Genomic DNA, 21954 nt, shown 5'->3' with positions numbered 1-21954 from the left:
AAGGCATTACCGCCCCACCGGGTTGGACCATGTTGTGGAGCCGGCCTGTCGGCTGGGTCCTGGACCACCTTGTCTACAGAACCCGCGTGGTTGGCAGGACCAATGTGCCCGCCTCCGGACCCGTCATTTTCGCGGCGAACCACATCAGCTTCCTGGATGGTCCCGTGATGTTCGGTTGTTCACCGCGGCCCATGCACATTTTGGTCAAGAAAGAGATGTTCAGCGGTTTCCTGGGCCGTGTGCTGCGCGCATCCGGCCAGATTCCGGTGGACCGCGCGGGCGATCGTGCGGCGCTGCAGTGCGGCAAGCAATTGCTGGAATCGGGTCGCTGCGTGGGTATCCTGCCGGAAGGTACCCGGGGCAGCGGCAACGCAGGCAGCATAAGCAACGGCGTCGCCTGGCTCGCACTGAACAGCGGTGCCATGGTGGTCCCCGTGGCAGTCCTCGGAACGCGTACCGGCGACGAGCACAAGGACACGATTCCGCGGCCGCGCCGACGGCTCTATGTCAGCTTCGGCCCGCCGATGAAGGTGATCCGCGAACCGGGAGAGCCGGGGCGTGTTTCAATGGACAGGGCCGCGGCCGAGATTCGTCAAGCCCTTGCGGACCACGTCCAGGCGGAAGTCCAGAGGTCCGGGCATCTCCTGCCCCGCGACCCGGAAATCCTGGCCAGCCCCGACGGGCACGGCCCGGAAACCGCGTCGTGGGATGACGATACAGATACCCGCAGCCAATACGAAGCAGCCGGAACTCCGGCAGCCCACCGCTAAGGAAAGTGCAATGAGCGATACGACTCACAAGTCCGGCAAAAGCGTAGCCGGCGACGACGAATACACGCCCACCGGCACTGACCAGGTGGCGGAGAACATCGCCGCCCTGGACGATGAGGAGGCCGAACTTCGTGCAGCCTCCCTCCGTGCGGGCCTTGACGAATATGAGCTGGACGAGGACGACGCCGCTCTCCTCAGCGGTGAGTACACGGACGAGGGGGAGGAAGGTCCCGTTCGCCTGGACCCCGTCCTTGCCATCATTGGCCGCCCCAACGTGGGGAAGTCGACCCTGGTGAACCGCATCCTCGGCCGCAGGGAAGCCGTAGTGGAAGACACCCCTGGCGTCACGCGTGACCGAGTGATGTATTCGGCCCGATGGAACGGACGGAACTTCACCATCGTGGATACCGGCGGTTGGGAGCACGATGCCAGGGGCATCCATGCTCGCGTAGCCGAGCAGGCGGAAATGGCCGTTGAGCGCGCGGACGCCGTGCTCTTTGTGGTCGATTCCGCTGTTGGCGCCACGGCAAGCGATGAAGGCGTCATGAAGATGCTGCGCAAATCCAGGAAGCCAGTCATCCTCGCGGCCAACAAAGTGGACGACTTCGCGCAGGAAGCCGATGCCTCTGTCCTCTGGGGCCTTGGTTTCGGCGAGCCATACCCTGTCTCGGCCCTGCACGGACGCGGGGTCGCGGACCTGCTGGACCACGTGATGGATGTCCTGCCTGAATTCTCCCAGGTGGAGACCATTGACCGTTCCGGCGGGCCGCGCCGCATCGCACTGATCGGCCGCCCAAACGTGGGTAAGTCGTCGCTCTTGAACAAGCTCGCCGGGAGTGAGCGCGTGGTGGTCGACACCCTTGCAGGTACTACCCGTGACCCGGTGGACGAGTTCATTGAACTCGGCGGCCGGTCCTGGCGCTTCGTGGACACGGCAGGCATCCGTCGCAGGCAGCACATGGCGCAGGGCGCCGATTTCTATGCTTCATTGCGGACGCAGGCCGCCCTCGAAAAGGCGGAGGTCGCGGTCGTCCTTTTGGCCGCCGATGAGGTCCTCAGCGAACAGGACGTACGCATCCTGCAACTGGCCATCGAATCGGGACGCGCGCTGGTCCTGGCCTTCAACAAATGGGACTTGCTGGACGAAGAGCGCCGCCGCTACTTGGAGCGCGAAATCGAGCACGACCTGGCTCACGTGGACTGGGCGCCCCGAGTCAACATCTCCGCCAAGACCGGCTGGCATAGGGACCGCCTGGTGCCCGCCCTGGATAAAGCCCTTGAAGGCTGGGATAAGCGCATCCCCACGGGCCGCCTGAATGCTTTCCTCGGCGAGCTGGTGGCCGCCCACCCGCACCCTGTGCGCGGTGGCAAGCAGCCGCGAATCCTTTTCGGCACGCAGGCATCCAGCCGTCCGCCCAAGTTCGTGCTCTTCACCACGGGGTTCCTGGACCCCGGGTACCGCCGCTTCATCACCCGCAGGCTCCGCGAGACGTTTGGCTTCGAGGGCACGCCCATCGAGGTCAGCATGCGTGTGCGCGAAAAGCGTGGGAAGAAGCGCTAAATGCGACGCGCATCACACGGCCTCCAAGAGCTTGTGGCATTGATGGCGCCGAACATCGTGTAAGCTTTTTGAGGTGGTTCGGCCGGACTGCTTGGGGGAGATCCGAGGGTTTACCCGCGGGCGGAGAACGGCAGAACTGACGGGCTGTAGCGCAGCTTGGTAGCGCACTTGACTGGGGGTCAAGGGGTCGCAGGTTCAAATCCTGTCAGCCCGACAGAACAGGTCCTGGTGAGACGGTAGTCTCACCAGGACTTTGTCGTTTCCGGCCAAACGCACCCCGCAGAGCAGAAAGCGTGGCCGCATCTCCCGCGCGGGAGACGAGTATCCTAGAGTCCAAGACGCGGGACGGTATGTGGTCCGTCCGTTCTCGTTGTAGTAATTGGTCTGTCCGACTGGCAACATCCACGAAAAACCAGCAAGTTAACTACGGGGGGTTCATCCGGGGCGCGTGCGAGCGCACCCCAGCCGCACAGAAAGGCCCCGCAGTTCCGTGCCAAGACCAAAGCGCCAAGCCAATCCATTGGTCAGCAAATATCTCAACGCCATCCGACCCACCCAAACCGAAGCCAATAACCTGGGCGAACTTAAGCCGGTAGAACCCGCTGCGCGTCGTGGGGACGGGGCACCCCTTCTGGGGAACGAGCAGGTCTATGTGATGAAGTACGGCACGAAGTACCACACTGTCTGGTGCAAAGTCGTCGCGGAAAAGTGGGAGCACTCGCCCCGTGGCCTGCTGGTGACCTGGCTATCCGATGTCGGAGGCAGGGCCCGGTGCAAGGAGTGTGATCGCCCACCCGTGCCCGCGAAGCCTCCGCTCTCTGCCACAGGGCGTCCTGGGGCAGGGACAAACCAGGTCATTGAAACTCAAGAGCCGACGCCACCGGACGAAGACCTAATCCCCCTGAAAGTCGTGGGCCTGTCCCACGGCATCCTGTTCCTCGCGGCAGGCCCGGAGCATCGCGAAAGGCTGAAGGAGACCGCCATAGAGCCCTCCACTCCGCTGTCAGTGGACGGGCGACGGGACGGCATGGTGGTGCGCCTGGATGCCACAAAGGCTGAGCCGCTGCTGGTGGTTCAAATGGATCCCCGCGCCACGTTTATGGATGTCCCGTACCAAATGCGGCTGCGTCCGCCGCTTCGCAGGTCAGCCACCAAGCCGTACGCCGTGGCCTCCGTGGAGCCGGTCAGCCCCAAATAAGCCCGTCAGCCAGCATTGGATGCTTCCGCAGACAGCGCCGCAAGTGCACGAACCAGCGGTTCCAGTTCGGGCACTTCCTCCGCATCCGCGAGGGACGCGGCGAGCGTCTCGTCATGTACGGGGCGTGCGGTCCGGAAGAGTTTGTCTCCGGCGTCGGTCAGTTCCGTGTAGATTCCGCGGCGGTCGTCCGCGCAGAGCACGCGCCGCAAGAGCGCCCGGTCCTCAAGGCGGTTGACCAGGCGCGTGGTGGCACTGCTTGAGAGGGCGGTTGCCCGGGCGAGCTGCTGCATCCTCATGTGCCAGCCGTCCTGGCGGCTCAGCGCCTCAAGCACTGTGTATTCGACCACTGACAGGTTGACCTCGGCCTGAAGCGCCTTCTCCAACTCCGCCTCGATGCGTCCATGTAGGGCTGCCAGCGTCCGCCAGCCTTGGGCGCGTACTTCCACGGCGTCATCTTTGATGCCCATCCCATTGCTCCTTGATCATCGGCTGATTTGTCGGCCTCAGCGCTTTCGGGCGCATGCACCGCGCCCGTCTTTCAAAACATGACAGATAGTTGCTTGCGCAATTATCTAGCGCATGCAACTATATATACGGCGTCTGCAACTATTATTCTACGGTTCCCAGCGACGCCCATCCACTCGGGGCCGATTTCCCTTCACTGAGGAGCACACCATGCCCGCTGGGTTGATTGCCCTTGCCCTAGGCGGCTTCGGCATCGGACTGACCGAATTCGTCATTATGGGACTCCTTCCCGAAATTGCTTCGGATTTTGCCGTCTCTGAAGCGACCGCTGGCTGGCTCATCTCTGGCTATGCACTGAGCGTTGTGGTCGGAGCCGTCCTTGTCACCGCGGCGGTAACGCGCCTGCCCCGTAAAGTTGTTCTCCTGGCCCTGCTGGTGCTGTTCATCGCAGGCAACTTCCTCTCCGCGATTGCCGACGGCTACCTAGCCATGCTTGCGGGCCGCATCATCGCAGCACTCTGCCACGGTGCGTTCTTCGGCATCGGTTCCGTCGTCGCGTCCTCCATGGTGCCCGCGCACAAGAAGGCCGGCGCAATCGCGATCATGTTCACCGGCCTTACCGCAGCCAATGTCCTGGGCGTCCCGTTCGGTACTTTCCTGGGCCAGAGCCTCGGCTGGCGGTCCACCTTCTGGGCCATCACAGCTATTGGAGTTGCGGCCCTCGCCGGCATCGCGATCCTTATCCCGTCTTCGCCGGCCGAGCCAGGTGCCAGTTTGCGTCGCGAATTCGCCGCCTTCCGCTCAGGCCAGGTGTGGCTTTCAATCGTTGTAACTATCCTCGGATTTGGCGGAATGTTCGGCGCCTTCACCTACATCGCCTTCACTCTGACCGAAGTTGCCGGTTTTGCCTCCAGTACGGTCCCGTGGCTGTTGGTGTTGTTCGGCGCCGGGCTCTTCATCGGTAATGCGGTTGGCGGCCGCGCCGCAGACCGCTCCCTCGACGCCTCCCTGCTGGCCATCCTGGCCGCGCTCGCCGTTGTACTTGTGTTCTTCGCCATGACCGCGGACAACGCCGTGGCTACTGTCGCTTCCCTGATCCTTATGGGTGGGTTTGGCTTCGCGACGGTCCCCGGACTGCAGATGCGCGTCATGAAGTACGCAGCTTCTGCGCCGACCCTGGCCTCAGGCGCAAACATCGGTGCCTTCAACCTGGGCAACGCGCTGGGTGCCTGGATCGGGGGTGCCACCATCAGTGCCGGTTTGGGCTACACATCGCCGATCTGGGCGGGCGCAGCCATCACCGCAGCAGCCGTGGCAGTTATGGCCGCGGCGCGGGCCGCCGCGCGGATGGCCGCGAAGACGGAGCCCCGCGAAGTGAACTACGACGCCGAAGGGCGGCAGGGCGCCGAACGTTCAGCCGCCGCTTCAGTGTCCGACGGCGACCGCCGGGCTGTGGACGCCGCAGCCGGCTAGCAGTCGGCGCGGGATGGGCGGATGGTGCGGGTCGGGCGGATGGTGTGGGTCGGCGTCGTTGCTTTCTGGCCGGAAGGAACTATTTCAGGAACTTGGACGTCCGCCTGTCAGCCAGGGGCTTCCCACCGGTTTGGCAAGTGGGACAGTACTGCATCGAGCTCTCGGAGAAGGACACTTCAAGGACAGTGTCACCGCAGACCGGGCAGGCCTGTCCCGTCCGCCCGTGAACCCGCATTGAAGCCCGCTTGGAGTCCTTCAGCTCCGAGGGTGGTTTCCCGGCGGCCTCGTCCATGGCGTCTTGCAGTATTCCCTTCATGGAGGCAAACAGCGTGTTCACCTCGTCCGGCGTAAGGGTGGCGGCCAAGGCGTAAGGCGAAAGCTTGGCTTTGTGCAGGATTTCATCGCTATACGCATTTCCTATGCCCGCGATGATTTTCTGGTCGCGCAAAAGCCCCTTGATTTGTTGCCGACGGCCCAGGAGTTGGCGGAAAGCCGTGATGTCGAATTCTTCCTCGAGGGGCTCTGGCCCCAGGGACGCAACCGCGGCGACTTCTGAAAGTTCACGGACCACATAAACTGCCACCCGCTTGAAGGATCCCATTTCCGTGATGTCGAATCCGAATTCGCCGTTGTCCTTTCTGAAACCAAATCTTGCCTCTATGAATACTTTGCTGGCCTTGAGCTTGGTTTGGGGGAGCGTGTCGTGGAATTGCACCCAGCCACCCTTGGCCAGATGGAACAGTAAATGGATTCGCTCGTTGCCGTCCGCTTGCCCAGCCGTACCAGGGGCCGTGGTGATGATGATGAACTTTCCCCGGCGCCACACGGATTCCACCACACGTCCAATCAACGAAGTGTAGGGAGGGTCAGCGGTTTTCAAGACGAAGAATCCGCCGAACTGCAGTTTGGTGACCTCCGCACCTGCCAGACGCTCGGCCAGGAAGGAGGCGAGAGCGGAAACTTCAGGCATTTCAGGCATGGCCGGACTCCTTCGGCTGCTTCAGCGGCCGAGGCTCGGCGCCCTTCCGGCCGTACATAGGCCCCATCATTCCAGACACCGTGTGGCGATGGGTGAGTATGCCTATACTTTCAGCGGTGGCCGGATGACCGGGCCGCCGAGTGGTCCCGGACCGTACCGTTGAAAGGCGAACGATGAGCAACATTCCCGAAGACCTGTCCTACACTGCCGAGCACGAATGGGTGACAGCCCCAAACTCCGACGGTGTGGTCCGGGTGGGCATCACCGACTTTGCCCAGGACGCCCTCGGCGACGTCGTGTACGCGCAGATGCCTGAAGTCGGAACCACCATCAAGGGCAACGACGTGGTTGGCGAGGTCGAGTCCACCAAGAGCGTCAGCGACATTTACGCTCCCGTCAGCGGCGAAGTTGTGGCCCGCAACGAGGCGTTGGACACGGACCCGTCCCTCATCAACTCTGACCCGTACGGTGACGGATGGCTCATCGAGGTCCGGTTGGCAGAGGCCGACGCCATTGAATCCCTGCTCAGTGCATCCGAGTACGAACAGCAGGTAGGCTAAAACATAACCGGCCCGCCGGGCCTGACTTCCTTTTAACGAGGACGGGATCGGCGGGCCAGGAACAGGTGTGCGGCCCGGGCGATCCGGGCGTAGTGGAACCGCGGCAGGGGACAGCCGCGGGGGATGAGGAGGATTCCATGGGTGGCGAATTGAACCAAGCCGGCGGGCAGGGCGCGGTTGAACAGCCGGCGTCGGAGACAACCTCGATCCATCTCACGCCGATCCGCGACGAACCCAGCATTCCCCCGAAGTTGGCGCCGGAGGAGCGCGCTGCCGTTGAGGCACTGCCACCGGGATCTGCCTTGCTGATCGCGCACAGCGGCCCCAACGCCGGCGCACGGTTCCTGCTCGACTCGGACACCACCACGGCCGGCCGGCACCCTGATGCTGACATTTTCCTGGACGACGTCACCGTTTCCCGCAAGCACGTGGAGTTCCGCCGCACCCGTGCCGGTTTCGAGATAGTGGACACCGGAAGCCTCAACGGCACATATGTCAATCAGGACCGGGTGGACAGCGTGCAGCTCAAGAGCGGCAATGAAGTGCAGATCGGCAAGTTCCGGTTGACCTACTACCTGAGCCCCGCCCGCTCCACGGGTCAGGGCTGATATCGGGGTAGTTGCCTGTGGCAATGGCCCAGCCTGAACGACGCGGACCGCTGGTCCTCAACATCGGGGAAGTCCTCGCGCAGCTGAGCGATGATTTCCCTACGATGACTGCGTCAAAAATACGCTTCCTCGAAGAAAAGGGGCTCATCAACCCCAAGCGCACGCCCGCGGGCTACCGCCAGTACTCGGACAGCGACGTTGAACGGCTCCGCTTTGTCCTGGCCCTGCAACGCGACCAGTACCTGCCTCTCAAGGTCATCAAGGACTACCTTGACGCCATCGACCGGGGCGAGAGGCCGGATAACTTGCCGCCCGGCGTGACCGTCTCACCGCGAATTGTTTCCGACGAGCTCGCTGCCGAGCTCAAGGGGCGGGCGCGGGCGTTGACCGAGGAGCAGCTCCGGACGGAATCCGGTGCCAGCGTTCCTTTGCTACGGTCATTGCTTGACTTTGGCCTCATCAGCCACGTAAACGGCCAATTCGATGAGCACGCCCTCCAAGTGGCACGCGCGTGTGTGCAGCTCGAAGGCCACGGCCTCGAACCGCGCCACCTCCGGCCATTCCAGGCGGCGGCCGACAGGGAATTCGGACTGGTTGAACGCGCGGTGGCACCCCTGACTTCCCGTCGGGATGCTGCCTCCCAGGCCCGGGCTGCTGAAGCCGCTCGGGAAATCAGCGACCTGTGCCTTAGCCTGCATCGGGCCCTTGTCCAAGACCGTATCTCCCGGATGGAATCCTCGTGATTGAAGTAGAGATCGTCGGAGTGCGGATTGAGCTTCCCTCCAACCAGCCGCTCGTTCTCCTCAAGGAAATGCACGGTGACCGCCACGTGCCCATCTGGATCGGCACGCCGGAGGCCAGCGCCATTGCGCTGGCCCAGCAGGGCGTTGTTCCACCGCGCCCCATGACGCACGACCTCCTCATAGACGTCGTGGAAGCCCTCGGCCACGCCATTATCAGCGTCAACATCGTGGCCGTTGAGGACAACATTTTCTACGGCCAGCTCCAGTTCGACGACGGCACGGTAGTCAGTTCACGGGCTTCGGATGCGCTTGCCTTGGCACTGCGGGCGAAATGCCGGATCTGGTGCGCGGACGCGGTGATGGAGGAGGCTGGCGTTCGCATCACCGAGCATGACGAGAGCGAGGAAGCCGAGCCTCCCGTTGTGGACGAAGAGCGGGAAATGCGCCGCTTCCGTGAATTCCTGGACGACGTGGAGCCCGAAGACTTCGAAGGCTGAAGCCCCAAAGGTTAAACCTCAGGCTGAATGTTTCGACACGCCGCGAAAATCGTCCGCACATCTTTGACCTCGGGGCCTGCCGCGCCTAACGTCGAAGGTATCAAGTTCCCATTGCACGCAACAGCCGCGCAAGTCACACTGGAAGGTGCGGACGCCGCTGAAATTACACGACTGGATTTTGTCGTGTGGGCTGGTGCCTGCAGTTCCCCAGGGGAACTTCTGACAAGGAGGGTTCACGTGAGTCCGAAAGGCGAAGCAGGCGAGCTAAAGCAGGCCTCGACAGCAGGCGTTGCAATGCCCGCAAGCGGTGCCCAGGGCCTTCTCTTTACGGAGGACCTCCCCGTTTTGGATGAAGATGCCGGGTATCGCGGTCCCACGGCATGCAAAGCGGCAGGCATCACGTACCGCCAATTGGATTACTGGGCCCGCACAGGGCTGGTTGAGCCCGCAGTCCGGGGCGCCGCAGGTTCAGGCTCCCAGCGCCTGTACAGCTTCCGCGACATCCTGGTCCTGAAGGTCGTGAAGCGCCTTCTTGACACTGGCGTTTCCCTGCAGCAGATCCGCACGGCAGTGGAACACCTCCGTGAACGCGGGGTAGAGGACCTGGCCCAGATCACCCTCATGAGCGATGGGGCGAGCGTCTATGAATGCACGTCGGCGGACGAGGTCATCGACCTTGTGCAGGGCGGCCAGGGCGTTTTCGGTATCGCCGTTGGACGGGTTTGGCGCGAAGTGGAAGGCAGCCTCGCGGAGCTTCCCAGCGAGCACGCCGCCGAACAGGTCTTTCCCGACGACGAACTGAGCAAGCGCCGCGCCCGCCGTACTGGATAGCCCCGACGTACTGAATAACCTAGACACGCAGGAAGGCCGCCTCCCATGGGAGGCGGCCTTCCTGCGTGATGGGCGTGCCTAGCGAATACGCCGTTCGCGCATTGCCGTTGACGGCCCCGTGAGGTTATTCAGGAGGGTATCGAACAATCGGGCAGCATTCTTCGCGGAATCGCCCGGCCAGTGGTGGACGGCGTGGGCGGCACCCTGAATCTGTTGCCAGTTCGCTTGTTCGGGGATGTGGGGGCTCAAGAGCAGCTCGCCGAACATCGTCTGCATTTCAGAGAGGCGGAATGTGTGTTCGGCTGATCCGCTGCGGACGCGATTCGCGACGATGCCGGCGGGTGAAAGGTTAGGAGCGAATTCCTGGCGGAAGAGCTGGATAGCGCGGAGAGTGCGTTCTGTTCCTGCCACGGAGAACAGGCCGGGCTCGGCAACTAGCACCACGCTGTCGCTGGCGCCCCACGCCATGCGGGTGAGTCCATTCAACGACGGCGGGCAGTCGACCAGCACAAGGTCATAGTGGTCTGTGCCGGCAAGGACGCCTGCAAGACGGCGCAGGTCCCGCTTGCCAAGGTCCGGGCGGTCATAGATGCCGGTGAACGCGGAACCGGCGGCTACATCGAGGACTGCAGGTCCGTGGCCATTGCCGGTTACCCGCTCAACCCAGCCGCTTGGGACAACGTTCTCTGCCAGGCGTGCACGGCGGGGAGACCGGAGCATGCGTCCGATGTCGAGGTGATCGCCCGGCTGTACTCCTAGGGCGGTAGTGGCATCGGCATGTGGATCCAAATCGACGACAAGGGTCGGAATACCTGCTGCAAGGGCCGCCGAAGCCAGGCCTGTGGTTACGGATGTCTTGCCGACGCCGCCTTTAAGGCTGCTGATGCTGACTACTTGCACTTGATAACCCAAAACCTAACGCCCGGTTGCCGTGATGCGGTTTTCATTCCAGCCGCCGCCGGAATGCGGTGCCTTCCGAGACCCCTCAACATCATATGTGAGTCGGGGTTCAAAGCCCGTTCCGGCGCGGCTGCTATGCCCATGTCCGGGCAGGCGCGCCCTGAATGTTGCCACGTACACTGGACATGACGCCCTGTGCTGTGATGGTTGCCACAAAGATTTGTGTTTGATGCTAGCTGTCTTACACACTGTGACCACCTACCGATACACCCGCAATGATGCAGGAGAAGTATGTTTTCCAAGATTCTGGTGGCCAACCGCGGTGAAATCGCGATCCGGGCCTTCCGCGCCGGCTACGAGCTGGGCGCTAAGACCGTTGCGGTGTTCCCTCATGAGGACCGCAACTCGATCCACCGCCAGAAAGCCGATGAGGCGTACCTGATCGGCGAAGAGGGCCACCCCGTCCGTGCCTACCTGGATGTGGATGAGATTATCCGCGTCGCCAAGGAGGCCGGAGCGGACGCGATCTACCCGGGTTACGGATTCCTGTCCGAGAACCCGGACCTCGCCCAGGCCGCCAAGGAAGCGGGCATTACGTTCGTTGGGCCACCCGCAGAGGTGCTGACCCTGGCCGGAAACAAGGTTTCCGCGCTGGAGGCCGCGCGCCGTGCCGGTGTCCCAGTCCTGAAGTCCAGCGCACCGTCCAAGGATCTGGACGAGCTGATTGCAGCGGCGGATGGAATTGGCTTCCCCATTTTTGCGAAGGCGGTTGCCGGTGGCGGCGGCCGCGGAATGCGGCGGGTGGAAACCCGGGAAGCTCTTCCGGAGGCGCTCAAGTCCGCCATGCGCGAAGCTGACGCCGCCTTCGGCGACCCGACGATGTTCCTGGAGCAGGCCGTACTCCGGCCGCGACACATCGAGGTCCAGATCTTGGCCGACGCCGAGGGCAATGTCATCCACCTGTTTGAGCGCGACTGCTCGCTGCAGCGCCGCCACCAGAAAGTCATCGAGATCGCGCCGGCTCCCCAGCTGGATGATTCGATCCGCCAGGCTCTGTACCGCGACGCCGTGGCGTTCGCGAAGGCCCTCAAGTACGTCAACGCCGGCACCGTCGAATTCCTCGTCGACACTGCGGGTGAGCGCGCCGGCCAGCACGTGTTCATCGAGATGAACCCCCGCATCCAGGTGGAGCACACCGTGACGGAGGAAATCACGGATGTTGACCTGGTCCAAGCACAGATGCGCATCGCGTCAGGGGAGACCCTGGCTGACCTTGGCCTGAGCCAGGAGAGCATCTCCATCAAGGGTGCTGCCCTGCAGTGCCGCATTACCACCGAAGACCCCGCCAACGGCTTCCGGCCCGACGTCGGAAAGATCACCGGCTACCGCTCCGCCGGCGGCGCGGGCGTCCGGCTCGACGGCGGTACGGTGTACTCGGGTGCGGAGATCAGCCCCCACTTCGACTCCATGCTGGTCAAGCTAACCTGTCGCGGCCGGGACTACCCCGCAGCAGTCGCCCGTGCGCGCCGCGCACTCGCGGAATTCCGTATCCGCGGTGTCTCCACCAACATCCCGTTCCTGCAGGCAGTCCTCGACGACAAGGACTTCGTGGCCGGAAACGTCGCCACCTCATTCATCGATGAGCGGCCCGAACTGCTCAAGGCCAGGGTTTCTGCCGACCGTGGCACCAAGCTCCTCACTTGGCTTGCCGACGTCACGGTGAACAAGCCCAACGGCGACCTCAAAGTCGCGTCAGACCCGGCGTCGAAACTGCCCAAGGTGACCGGTACGGCTCCGGCCGGATCCCGGCAGCGTCTCCTGGAACTTGGCCCGGAAGGCTTCGCGAAGGCCCTGCGGGACCAGAACGCCCTCGCAGTGACGGATACGACTTTCCGCGACGCCCACCAGTCGCTGCTCGCCACCCGCGTCCGCACCCGGGACCTCGTGGCCGCCGCACCCCCTGTCTCCACCCTGCTTCCGCAACTGCTCTCAGTCGAGGCGTGGGGTGGTGCCACCTACGACGTGGCCCTGCGCTTCCTTGGCGAAGACCCGTGGGACCGCCTGGCTGCCCTTCGCAAGGCCATGCCGAACATCTGTATCCAGATGCTGCTCCGCGGACGCAACACGGTGGGCTACACGCCCTACCCGGAGGAAGTCACCGAGGCCTTCATCAATGAGGCCGCAGCCACGGGGATTGACATCTTCCGCATCTTCGATGCGCTCAACGACGTCAACCAGATGGCTCCGGCCATCCGCGCCGTCCGGGCGACCGGCACCGCGGTGGCAGAGGTGGCCCTGTGCTACACCGGCGACCTTCTCGACCCGAACGAGACGCTGTACACGCTTGACTACTACCTGGACTTGGCCCAGAAGATCGTCGACGCCGGGGCCCACATCCTGGCCATCAAGGACATGGCCGGCCTGCTGCGGCCTGCAGCTGCCGCCAAGCTTGTGTCCGCGCTGCGTGAGCGCTTCGACCTCCCCGTCCACCTGCACACCCACGACACTGCCGGTGGGCAGCTGGCTACGCTGCTTGCCGCCGTGGAAGCAGGGGTCGACGCCGTTGACGTCGCCTCCGCCTCGCTGGCCGGCACCACTAGCCAGCCCGCAGCGTCCGCGCTCGTGGCGGCCCTGGCCCACACACCGCGGGACACCGGCCTGAGCCTGGCCAATGTCAGCGCCCTTGAGCCGTACTGGGAGGCCGTGCGACGCGTCTACGCACCGTTTGAGTCGGGTCTCCCGGGTCCGACAGGCCGCGTCTACCAGCACGAGATCCCCGGCGGCCAGCTGTCCAACCTGCGTCAGCAGGCCATCGCGCTGGGCCTGGGCGAACGCTTTGAAGCCATCGAGGACATGTACACCGCTGCGGACCGGATCCTGGGTCGCCTTGTGAAGGTGACGCCGTCGTCCAAGGTGGTCGGTGACCTTGCCCTGCACCTCGTGGGCCTCAACGCCGACCCGGCGGACTTCAACGAGAACCCGCAGAACTACGACATCCCGGACTCGGTCATCGGATTCCTGTCCGGCGAACTCGGTGACCCGCCCGGAGGCTGGCCCGAGCCGTTCCGAAGCAAAGCCCTTCAGGGCCGGAGCATCAAGGTCCGCGACGCAGAACTGTCGGCCGAGGATTCCACAGCGCTCACGGGCGACTCCAAGACCCGGCGCCACACCCTCAACCGCCTGCTCTTCCCTGGTCCGACGAAGGACTACCAGAAGAGCGTGGAGACGTACGGCAACCTGTCCGTCTTGGACACCCGTGACTACCTCTACGGTTTCCAGCGCGGACAGGAGCATGTGTTCACCCTGGAGAAGGGTGTTCGGCTCATCGCGTCCCTCGAGGCTATCTCCGAGCCTGACGAGAAGGGCATGCGCACGGTCATGTGCACGCTCAACGGCCAGTCACGCCCTGTTGTGGTCCGCGACCGTTCAGTGGTCAGCAACGTCAAGACCGCAGAGAAGGCTGACCCCGGCCAGCCCGGCCATGTGGCAGCTCCGTTTGCCGGCGCTGTTACTGTGACCGTCAAGGCCGGCGACAAGGTCAACGCAGGTGACACGGTGGCAACCATCGAAGCCATGAAGATGGAAGCTTCCATCACCACCCCGGTGGCCGGTACCGTGACGCGCCTGGCGATCTCCGCCGTCGAGCAGGTCCAGGGTGGCGACCTGCTGATCGTCGTCGAGTAACTTCACAACCCAGCACAAGGCAGCGGGCCCCGGGCGTAACGCCCGGGGCCCGCTGCCTTGCCATCATGCGAATCGCTTGGAAGTCCGCCGCTCCTGGAGAGGCCTAGGAAGGCTTCGGAGCGGCGTACATCTCCTCGATGACGTTCTCGAAGTCCTTCATAACCTGTGCCCGTTTGACCTTCATGGAAGGGGTCAGATGGCCCGACGCCTCCGTGAAGTCGGATGGCACAATCCGGAATGCCTTGATGGCCTCGGCCTGGGAGACCGACTGGTTGGCCTTGGTGATGAGCTCCTGGACTGCTGCCTTGACGGTCGCGTTGTTCTTGGCATCCTCCAGCGTGGTGCCGGACGGAAGGCCATGCCGCTCCAGCCAACCCGGCAGCGCCTCCTGGTCCAAGGTCACCAGCGCCCCGACGAACGGTCGGTTATCACCAACCACCAGCACTTGAGAGACCAAAGCGTCTGCCCGGATCTGGTCCTCAAGCTGCGCGGGGACCACGTTCTTGCCGCCAGCGGTGACGATGATTTCTTTCTTGCGCCCGGTGATCTTGAGGAAGCCCTGCGAATCCAGTTCACCGATGTCACCCGTCCGGAACCAGCCGTCGTCGAACGTTTCGGCGGCGAGGTCATCGCGCTTGTAGTAGCCGCGCATAACGCAGACGCCCTTGACCAGTACCTCGCCGTCATCGGCGATTCTTACCGCGTTGCCGGGGAGTGGCGAGCCGACCGTGCCGATCTTGATGAGCGACGGCGTGTTAACCGACACGGGCGCCGTTGTTTCCGTGAGGCCGTAGCCTTCCAGGATCTGCAGGCCGATGCCTTGGAAGAAGTGGCCGAGTCGCTCGCCTAGCGGACCGCCGCCGGACACCGCGTGTGCCACATGGCCACCCATGGCGTGGCGCAGCTTGCCGTAGACAAGGCGGTCGAACAGCGCATGCCGAAGCCTCAGGCCCAGTCCCACCGAACCAGCCTGCCGCGCCTTGGAGTAGGCAATGGCGGTGTCCACCGCCCTGTGGAAGATGGGGCCCTTTCCGCCGTCCTCCGCTTTGGTCAGGGCCGAATTATAGACCTTTTCGAACACACGCGGCACCGCAAGGATGAAGGTTGGCTGGAAGCTTTGCAGGTCTGAAAGCAGGTTCTTGATGTCCGGAGTGTGGGCCACCTGAGTCCCCGCTGCTACGGCAAGCACCGAAATGAACCGTGCAAAGACGTGGGCCAACGGAAGGAACATAATGGTGCGCGCGTTCTCATTGACGATCATTCCCAGGGCGGCGAGTGCGTTCTCCGAGAGTTCGACGAAGTTGCCGTGGGTCAGCTCGCATCCCTTGGGGCGCCCAGTAGTGCCTGAGGTGTAGATGATGGTGGCCAGGTCGTCGAGCTTTGCTTTGCTGCGCCGTTCCTCAAGCTCCTCGTCACTGACCCCGCTGCCTGCCGAGCGCAGGGCTTCGAGGCCCGCGCCTTCCAATTGCCAGACGTTGAGGACGCCGAGGCCCTGGGCTGCGACGGCCTGCCTGATGATGTCCTCGTGATGTGCGGCCTCGCCGAAGGCAGCCACGGCTCCGGAGTCACCGAGGTTCCAGGCAACTTGCGACGGTGAAGACGTTTCGTAGATTGGCACGGAGACCCCGCCGGCGAACCAGATCGCAAAATCCACGAGCGACCATTCGTACCGTGTCCTGGACATGATGCCTACCCGATCGCCCGGGCCAATGCCGCTCGCGATGAGCCCCTTGGCCAGGTCCCTGACATCGGCCAGGAAGTCCACAGCCCGGATATGCTGCCATTGCCCGGCGGAGTTCAGCCGGGAGAAGAGAACCGGGTTGCTGGGCTTTGCTGCCTGGCGGAGCACAAGGTCCGTGATGTTGGTTTCGGGGGCCACACTGACGAGGGGCGGAACAGCAAATTCACGCACGATAGCTCCTTTGATATCCACAGACCATAACGGGGCTGCTCTAACTCTAGTACGCCGTCTGATCAAGCTGTGTCCTATTTCACCTACTGGCCAGTAACTTTAGGTGGTATGGGACCCGGGCGCCACTTGTGTCGAAACTGCCAATCGGTATCCCGGGTCCCGGAGGTGCCGGCATTGCCGCCCTAGGATGGATTCCATGCACGCAGAACGATCCCGCAGGAACCCGCACTCCGCCCGAGTGGCCGCGCGCCGCCAGGATGCCTGGGCCGGGTCGTCAACAAGGGCCATCCGCTCCGCAGCCGTGCACGGCAAGGTGGGACGCGGAGCCCGCGCGGAGTCCGGGCTCGCCATCGGAATCGATATCGGCGGCACCAAGGTGGCGGCCGGCGTGGTGGACCGCTCCGGGGCAGTGATTCGGGAGGCCCGGCGGCTGACCCCCGGCACGGACCCCCGGGCCGTGGAGCAGGTCATTGTGGAACTCGTCGATGAGCTCAGTTCAGACCACGCCATCGGCTCGGTTGGCATCGGTGCTGCCGGGTGGATGGACCTCGACGGCGGCACTGTGCTGTTCAGCCCGCACCTCGCCTGGCGTAATGAGCCCCTCCGGGAGAACCTGGAGCGCCTGCTCCGTCGCCCGGTACTGCTGGCCAACGACGCCGATGCGGCCGCTTGGGCGGAATGGCGCTTTGGTGCGGGCCAGGGTGAGGACCGGCTGGTTTGCATCACGCTCGGAACGGGGATCGGCGGCGCCATGGTCATCGACGGGCGTGTGGAACGCGGACGGTGGGGTGTGGCGGGGGAGTTTGGCCACCAGATCATCGTTCCCGGCGGGCACCGCTGCGAATGCGGAAACCGTGGCTGCTGGGAACAGTACGCCTCGGGGAATGCGCTTGGCCGTGAAGCCAGGGAACTCGCGCGGGCCAATTCCCCGGTTGCACAGGAACTCCTGAGGGCGGCCAACGGCAACCCGGACACGATCTCAGGCATTACCGTCACGGAACTCGCCAGGGCGGGCGACGCGGCCTCCCGAGAGTTGCTGGAAGACGTGGGGGAATGGCTGGGCCTTGGCCTGGCGAACCTTGCTGCGGCCCTGGACCCGGGGAAGTTCGTTATTGGCGGTGGACTGTGCGACGCCGGCGAATTGCTTGTGGCTCCCGCACGCAGGGCATTCGCCAGAAACCTCACAGGTCGTGGCTTCCGACCCCCGGCAACTATTGCCTTGGCAGCACTCGGTCCCCGCGCCGGGCTGATTGGCGCCGCCGACCTCTCCAGGGTTGCTGCCTCACGTTGATGCCTTAGACGCGGGCGCCGTCGTCGTTGTCGTCTTTCTCCTGCGGAAGGCGCATGATCAGGAAGATGACGGACGCCGCGAAGGCTGCCACGATGCCCAGGATCGCTGCCAGCGGAGCCGAGCGCCAGAACATCGCAGACAGCAGTAAAGCGATTGGTCCACCAACCGCGCCAAGCCAGGCGAGGACTACAAGCGGCTCCACACCCTCGAGGCTGGGAGGTTCTTCGGGCACAAAGCCCTCATCGTCGTCGGCCTCGTAGTCACGAGGGCCGGGCTCGGCCATACCACTCGGTTCAGGCTCGGGCGGTTCTGCCGGCAGGCGGCGGGACAGGCCCAGGGGATCGAAGTCCTGGAAGGAAACGCCGGAAGACGGCGGGGAGGCCGATCCACTGTCAACCTCCGGAATGACAGCCCGGCCGGGCAAGGTGGGCTCGTCGGGCGAGCCAACGGAACTTGAGTCTGTGGCCTCCAACCGTGCAACGAGGTCGAGCCACACCGCATCTTCGTCCCGGTTGGCGCTCTGGTCGGCTGAGTTTGAGTCAGGCCTGTTCATTGAAGGCGTCCTTCGCGGCAGCACCGCTTCCGGCAGCTGTGCCTGCCACTTGGTCCGCAATGCGGCGGATGAAGTCAACCGAGCCGCGGAAGATCTCAGGAGCGTCGTTGTCCAGTGTGGCTACGTGGTAGCTGTTGTGCAGCAGGCTCACCTCTAACGGTGCATTGGTGAGCCGTTTGCGCAGCAGGTCCATGCTTGCGTCCGACATGACGTGGTCAGTGGTGGAACGGAACACGCGGACCGGCGCGGAGATACGCGGCAACAGCTTGAGTGTGTCCTTGTAGAGCTTCTTGAGCTCGTGGGCCGCCGCGACGGGTGTGCGGGCGTAGGCACCCTCGTCCTGGTCGGGCTTGAGGATGTCGTTGGCTATGCCCGGCGTTGTCTTGAGGACGTATTTGAGCGCGCCCACTATGGCTACCCGGGGATCATCGATGTTGAGGCCGGGGTTCACGATGATCGTTCCGGCAACCGGCCGTGTGGCTGCGATACGGAGGGCCAGGGTAGCTCCCATTGACAGGCCCGCCGCGAAGACCAGGTCACTTTCGGCCGCCAGTTCCCGGTATGCGTCGTCGACGGCGGTGTGCCACTCCTGCCAGCGTCGCGTTGCCATGTCCTGCCAGGTGGTTCCGTGGCCCGGCAGAAGTGGCACGCGCACGGCGAAGCCCTCCGCCGCCAAGGCCTCGGCCCAGGGCCGGACGCCGTGTGGGCTTCCGGTGAACCCATGGGACAGAACGACGCCGATCCGCGGGCCGGCGCCAGTATGAGGACTGGTGAAGGGGGTGTGGTCTGGTTGTGGGCTCATGATGACTCCGAGGGTACCGGGTAGGCGGCATGGCGGAGGAAAAAGTCCGTGGACTGGTCGAAGATGACCGGTGCGTCAATATCGAGCGTCGCGACGTGCCCGCTATGCGGAAGCGGGACAATCTGCAGCTCCCGGGAGCGGATGTGACGCTTGATGAGGCCCACGCTGTTCGGCGGTACAACGGCGTCTACTGCTGATACGAAGATGACGGCCGGCGCCGTGATGCCGGGCAGGGAGCGGCGGGTGGACTGGAAGAGTTTTCGGAGTTCGTGGACAGCCGCCAGCGGTGTGCGCGAATAGTCGCCGTCGTCAGTTGCTTCCGCCGTTGGTTCATCTTCAACAATGGGATCCGTAGTCGGCATCACGTACTTGAGCATGGAGACGAAGCGGACCCGTCGGTCGTAGAAGGTTAGGCCGGGATTCACGAGTGCCAGGCCAGCCACCGGATGCCGTGCAGCGAGCCTCATGGCTATGGCACCGCCCATTGACAGGCCCGCGACGAACGTCGATTCGGTGCGCCCGGCGAGTGCGAGGTATGAGCGCTCGAAACAGCCATACCATTCCTTCCAGCCGCTTTTGGCCAGTTGCCGCCAGTCAGTCCCATGGCCCGGTAACAGAGGAACCTCAACGGCGAAGCCTAGCTTGGACAGGTGCTCCGCCCACGGCAGGACGCTCAAGGGACTGCCGGTAAAGCCATGGCAAATCGCGACTCCAAAAGCAGCCCTGGACCCGTGGCCGGCATACGAGAATGCGGCAGGGGACCCTTGGGTGCTGCTTTCAGTCATGTGTCCATCGTGTCACTGTTCCGGGCAATTCTCACTAGAGTAGGGTTGCAGTGCAACGCCGCAGAGGACTGCCGGGCACGCCGCGGGCCACCGGCCGGACAAAGGACAAACGTGTTCTATTGGGTGATGAAGCGGATCTTCCTGGGACCGATCCTCAAACTGCTGTTCCGGCCCTGGGTGAAGGGACTAGACAACGTCCCCGAGCACGGAGCGGCAATCCTGGCCTCCAACCATTTGTCGTTCTCCGACTCGATATTCCTTCCCCTGATGGTTTCCCGGCCAGTGATATTCCTTGCCAAGTCCGAGTACTTCACGGGAACCGGTCTCAAAGGGCGGCTCACCGCCTTGTTCTTCAGATTGACCAACCAGCTTCCAATGGACCGCTCAGGCGGCGCCGCTTCCGAAGTGTCGTTGAAAGCAGGGATGGCGGTCCTCCAGTCGGGAGGTCTTCTGGGGATCTACCCGGAGGGTACCCGGAGCCCCGATGCCAGGCTGTACCGGGGAAAAGTGGGAGTCGCAAAGCTTGCCTTGCAGACCGGAGTGCCCGTGGTGCCTGTGGCGATGATCGGGACTGACAAGGTGCAACCCATTGGCAAGCGTGTGCCCAACATTCGACGCATCGGAGTGATCTTTGGTCCGCCGCTGGATTTCGGCCGCTACCAGGGCATGGAGGAAGATCGGGCGATCCAACGTTCCGTGACCGACGAGATCATGTACGAATTGATGCGACTTTCCGGCCAGGAATATGTGGACGAGTACGCTTCCGTGGTCAAGCAGCGGCTGGCCGGAAAGCCTCCTGAGCCAGAGGAGAATTCCTAGGCCCCTCCAGACTGTGACGCCTCCCAGAGGCGCCATGAAGCCCGTGTGCCGGAAACCCTCCGCGGGCTACTACTCTTGTAGGGTGACTGAGCTATCCTCGAAACCCGCTCCCTCTGTTGCCAGTTTGCTGACCAGCACCGCCCAGAGCGGCGCAGCTAACTATCCAGGCCTCGATGACTGGCGCGAACTGCCTATCTCGCAGCAGCCAACGTGGTCTGACCGGGAGGTCTTTGAGGCCTCAGTACGCGAGCTTTCCATCCTCCCTCCGCTGGTGTTCGCCGGTGAGGTGGACATACTTCGCGGGCGGCTCGCCGCGGCCGCCCAGGGCAAGGCTTTCGTCCTGCAGGGTGGTGACTGCGCTGAGACCTTCGAGGCCGCCACTGCGGACAGAATCAGCGCACGGGTTAAAACCATCCTGCAGATGGCAGTGGTGCTGACTTACGGTGCCGCAATGCCTGTGATCAAGATGGGTCGGATGGCCGGCCAGTTTGCCAAGCCGAGGTCGTCCAATGACGAAACGCGCGACGGGGTGACGCTGCCTGCCTACCGCGGGGACATCGTCAATGGCTATGACTTCACGCCTGAATCCCGCGCGCACGACGCTGGCCGCATGCTGAAGGCCTACCACACCTCGGCCGCGACGCTGAACCTGATCCGGGCTTTTACCCAGGGAGGCTTCGCAGACCTTCGCCTCGTTCACACGTGGAATAAGGGCTTCACGGAGAACCCCGCCCACGCACGGTACGAGTCCCTGGCCCGGGACATCGATCGCGCCATCAAATTCATGGACTCGTGCGGCGCGGACTTCGAGGCACTTAAGCGTGTTGAATTTTTCGCCAGCCACGAGGCGCTTCTCCTGGACTACGAGCGGGCCCTGACCCGGATCGACTCACGCACCGGCCTGCCGTACGACACGTCGGCCCACTTCCTGTGGATCGGTGAGCGGACCCGCGAATTGGACCACGCACACGTTGATTTCCTGTCCCGCGTCCGCAACCCGATCGGTGTAAAGCTCGGTCCTACCACCACTGGAGATGACGCGCTTCGCCTCATCGACAAACTGGACCCGAACCGCGAGGCCGGCCGGCTGACCTTCATCACTCGAATGGGTGCCAAGAATATTCGTGAGAAGCTTCCCGCTGTCGTGGAGAAGGTCACCGCCTCAGGCGCCCAGGTTCTCTGGGTTACGGATCCCATGCACGGCAACACCGTGACGTCCCCCAACGGCTACAAGACCCGCAGATTTGATGATGTCATTGACGAAGTCCGGGGCTTCTTTGAAGTTCACCACAACCTCGGCACCGTTCCAGGCGGCCTGCACGTCGAGATGACCGGAGACGACGTCGCCGAGTGCCTGGGCGGCTCCGACCCCATCGACCAAGACGCTTTCCTGGACCGCTACGAGTCAGTCTGTGATCCGCGCCTGAACCACATGCAGTCGTTGGAGATGGCATTCCTCGTCGCCGGGGCGCTCACCAAGCGATAGGCCAGCAGGCAATCAAAAGGGAGGCGCAGGGCCGCAG

Annotated in this window: 20 protein-coding genes and 1 tRNA gene; 14 read left to right on the top strand and 7 right to left on the bottom strand. The window is 63.6% G+C overall.

Annotated features, from left to right (window positions below; genetic code table 11):
• Nucleotides 1-29 precede the first annotated feature (29 nt).
• The 4 genes from LD110_RS08285 to LD110_RS08270 all read left to right on the top strand — a co-directional run bounded on the left by LD110_RS08285 (nt 30) and on the right by LD110_RS08270 (nt 3529).
• On the top strand, nt 30-770 hold the full coding sequence (locus LD110_RS08285) for a 1-acyl-sn-glycerol-3-phosphate acyltransferase (RefSeq protein ID WP_225498048.1): 741 nt from the start codon (nt 30-32) through the stop codon (nt 768-770).
• Between the two features lie 10 nt (nt 771-780).
• Entirely contained in the window at nt 781-2331 is a 1551-nt protein-coding gene (gene der, locus LD110_RS08280) for a ribosome biogenesis GTPase Der (protein WP_225498047.1), read from the top strand.
• Between the two features lie 140 nt (nt 2332-2471).
• Nucleotides 2472-2545 (top strand) — tRNA-Pro (locus LD110_RS08275).
• Nucleotides 2546-2821: 276 nt separating this feature from the next.
• On the top strand, nt 2822-3529 hold the full coding sequence (locus tag LD110_RS08270) for a hypothetical protein (RefSeq protein ID WP_225498045.1): 708 nt from the start codon (nt 2822-2824) through the stop codon (nt 3527-3529).
• A gap of 5 nt (nt 3530-3534) precedes the next feature.
• Here LD110_RS08270 and LD110_RS08265 read toward each other — a convergent pair whose 3' ends face one another.
• Nucleotides 3535-3996 (bottom strand): MarR family winged helix-turn-helix transcriptional regulator, encoded by a 462-nt coding sequence (locus LD110_RS08265; RefSeq protein WP_225498043.1) that lies wholly within the window; start codon nt 3994-3996, stop codon nt 3535-3537.
• A 208-nt stretch (nt 3997-4204) separates the two neighbouring features.
• On the opposite strand from LD110_RS08265, the gene LD110_RS08260 reads away from it, so the two are divergent.
• The gene (locus LD110_RS08260) at nt 4205-5467 is read left to right on the top strand and encodes an MFS transporter (RefSeq protein ID WP_225498041.1); all 1263 of its coding nucleotides are present in this window, start codon (nt 4205-4207) and stop codon (nt 5465-5467) included.
• 79 nt (nt 5468-5546) lie between these two features.
• Here the strand turns inward: LD110_RS08260 and LD110_RS08255 are convergent, their stop codons facing one another.
• A complete protein-coding gene (locus tag LD110_RS08255) occupies nt 5547-6446 on the bottom strand; it encodes a DNA-formamidopyrimidine glycosylase family protein (RefSeq protein ID WP_225498039.1) in 900 nt (299 codons plus the stop codon).
• Between the two features lie 173 nt (nt 6447-6619).
• Between LD110_RS08255 and gcvH the strand changes: the two genes are divergently transcribed.
• The 5 genes from gcvH to LD110_RS08230 all read left to right on the top strand — a co-directional run bounded on the left by gcvH (nt 6620) and on the right by LD110_RS08230 (nt 9685).
• Nucleotides 6620-7006 carry a glycine cleavage system protein GcvH gene (gene gcvH, locus LD110_RS08250; protein ID WP_225498038.1) on the top strand — a complete coding sequence of 129 codons (387 nt, stop codon included), beginning with the start codon at nt 6620-6622 and terminating at the stop codon, nt 7004-7006.
• A gap of 137 nt (nt 7007-7143) precedes the next feature.
• Nucleotides 7144-7614 carry an FHA domain-containing protein gene (locus LD110_RS08245; RefSeq protein WP_225498036.1) on the top strand — a complete coding sequence of 157 codons (471 nt, stop codon included), beginning with the start codon at nt 7144-7146 and terminating at the stop codon, nt 7612-7614.
• A gap of 23 nt (nt 7615-7637) precedes the next feature.
• Complete coding sequence (locus tag LD110_RS08240; RefSeq protein ID WP_225498035.1) at nt 7638-8357, top strand: MerR family transcriptional regulator; 720 nt, start codon at nt 7638-7640, stop codon at nt 8355-8357.
• Complete coding sequence (locus LD110_RS08235) at nt 8354-8854, top strand: bifunctional nuclease family protein (protein ID WP_225498033.1); 501 nt, start codon at nt 8354-8356, stop codon at nt 8852-8854. Before LD110_RS08240 ends, LD110_RS08235 begins: the two co-directional genes overlap by 4 nt.
• A gap of 237 nt (nt 8855-9091) precedes the next feature.
• On the top strand, nt 9092-9685 hold the full coding sequence (locus LD110_RS08230; RefSeq protein ID WP_225498031.1) for a MerR family transcriptional regulator: 594 nt from the start codon (nt 9092-9094) through the stop codon (nt 9683-9685).
• A 78-nt stretch (nt 9686-9763) separates the two neighbouring features.
• Here LD110_RS08230 and LD110_RS08225 read toward each other — a convergent pair whose 3' ends face one another.
• Nucleotides 9764-10585: a ParA family protein gene (locus tag LD110_RS08225; RefSeq protein WP_225498028.1), complete on the bottom strand. Its 822-nt coding sequence runs from the start codon at nt 10583-10585 to the stop codon at nt 9764-9766.
• A gap of 291 nt (nt 10586-10876) precedes the next feature.
• On the opposite strand from LD110_RS08225, the gene LD110_RS08220 reads away from it, so the two are divergent.
• Nucleotides 10877-14269: a pyruvate carboxylase gene (locus LD110_RS08220; RefSeq protein WP_225498026.1), complete on the top strand. Its 3393-nt coding sequence runs from the start codon at nt 10877-10879 to the stop codon at nt 14267-14269.
• 103 nt (nt 14270-14372) lie between these two features.
• On the opposite strand, the gene LD110_RS08215 is transcribed toward LD110_RS08220, so the two are convergent.
• Nucleotides 14373-16181 (bottom strand): long-chain fatty acid--CoA ligase, encoded by a 1809-nt coding sequence (locus tag LD110_RS08215; RefSeq protein ID WP_225498024.1) that lies wholly within the window; start codon nt 16179-16181, stop codon nt 14373-14375.
• A 196-nt stretch (nt 16182-16377) separates the two neighbouring features.
• Here LD110_RS08215 and LD110_RS08210 point away from each other — a divergent pair, with 196 nt between their 5' ends.
• Nucleotides 16378-17472 (top strand): ROK family glucokinase, encoded by a 1095-nt coding sequence (locus tag LD110_RS08210; RefSeq protein ID WP_225498022.1) that lies wholly within the window; start codon nt 16378-16380, stop codon nt 17470-17472.
• A gap of 4 nt (nt 17473-17476) precedes the next feature.
• On the opposite strand, the gene LD110_RS08205 is transcribed toward LD110_RS08210, so the two are convergent.
• The 3 genes from LD110_RS08205 to LD110_RS08195 are packed head-to-tail and all read right to left on the bottom strand — an operon-like array spanning nt 17477 to nt 19612.
• Nucleotides 17477-18025, bottom strand: coding sequence for a hypothetical protein (locus LD110_RS08205; RefSeq protein ID WP_225498020.1), 549 nt, complete (start codon nt 18023-18025; stop codon nt 17477-17479).
• On the bottom strand, nt 18012-18827 hold the full coding sequence (locus LD110_RS08200) for a carboxylesterase (protein WP_225498016.1): 816 nt from the start codon (nt 18825-18827) through the stop codon (nt 18012-18014). Before LD110_RS08200 ends, LD110_RS08205 begins: the two co-directional genes overlap by 14 nt.
• Complete coding sequence (locus LD110_RS08195) at nt 18824-19612, bottom strand: carboxylesterase (protein WP_225498015.1); 789 nt, start codon at nt 19610-19612, stop codon at nt 18824-18826. The genes LD110_RS08200 and LD110_RS08195 overlap by 4 nt, the downstream gene beginning before the upstream one ends.
• Before the next feature lie 111 nt (nt 19613-19723).
• Here LD110_RS08195 and LD110_RS08190 point away from each other — a divergent pair, with 111 nt between their 5' ends.
• On the top strand, nt 19724-20431 hold the full coding sequence (locus tag LD110_RS08190; protein ID WP_225498013.1) for a 1-acyl-sn-glycerol-3-phosphate acyltransferase: 708 nt from the start codon (nt 19724-19726) through the stop codon (nt 20429-20431).
• 82 nt (nt 20432-20513) lie between these two features.
• Nucleotides 20514-21917, top strand: a complete 1404-nt coding sequence (locus LD110_RS08185; RefSeq protein WP_225498011.1) for a class II 3-deoxy-7-phosphoheptulonate synthase — start codon at nt 20514-20516, stop codon at nt 21915-21917.
• Nucleotides 21918-21954: the final 37 nt, after the last annotated feature.

Origin of the sequence: Arthrobacter sp. M4, from assembly GCF_020251205.1 — a bacterium.
In the GTDB taxonomy this organism is placed as follows: domain Bacteria; phylum Actinomycetota; class Actinomycetes; order Actinomycetales; family Micrococcaceae; genus Arthrobacter.
The sequence above is the reverse complement of the archived record's forward strand: the minus strand, read 5'-3'. Positions and strand labels throughout refer to the sequence as shown.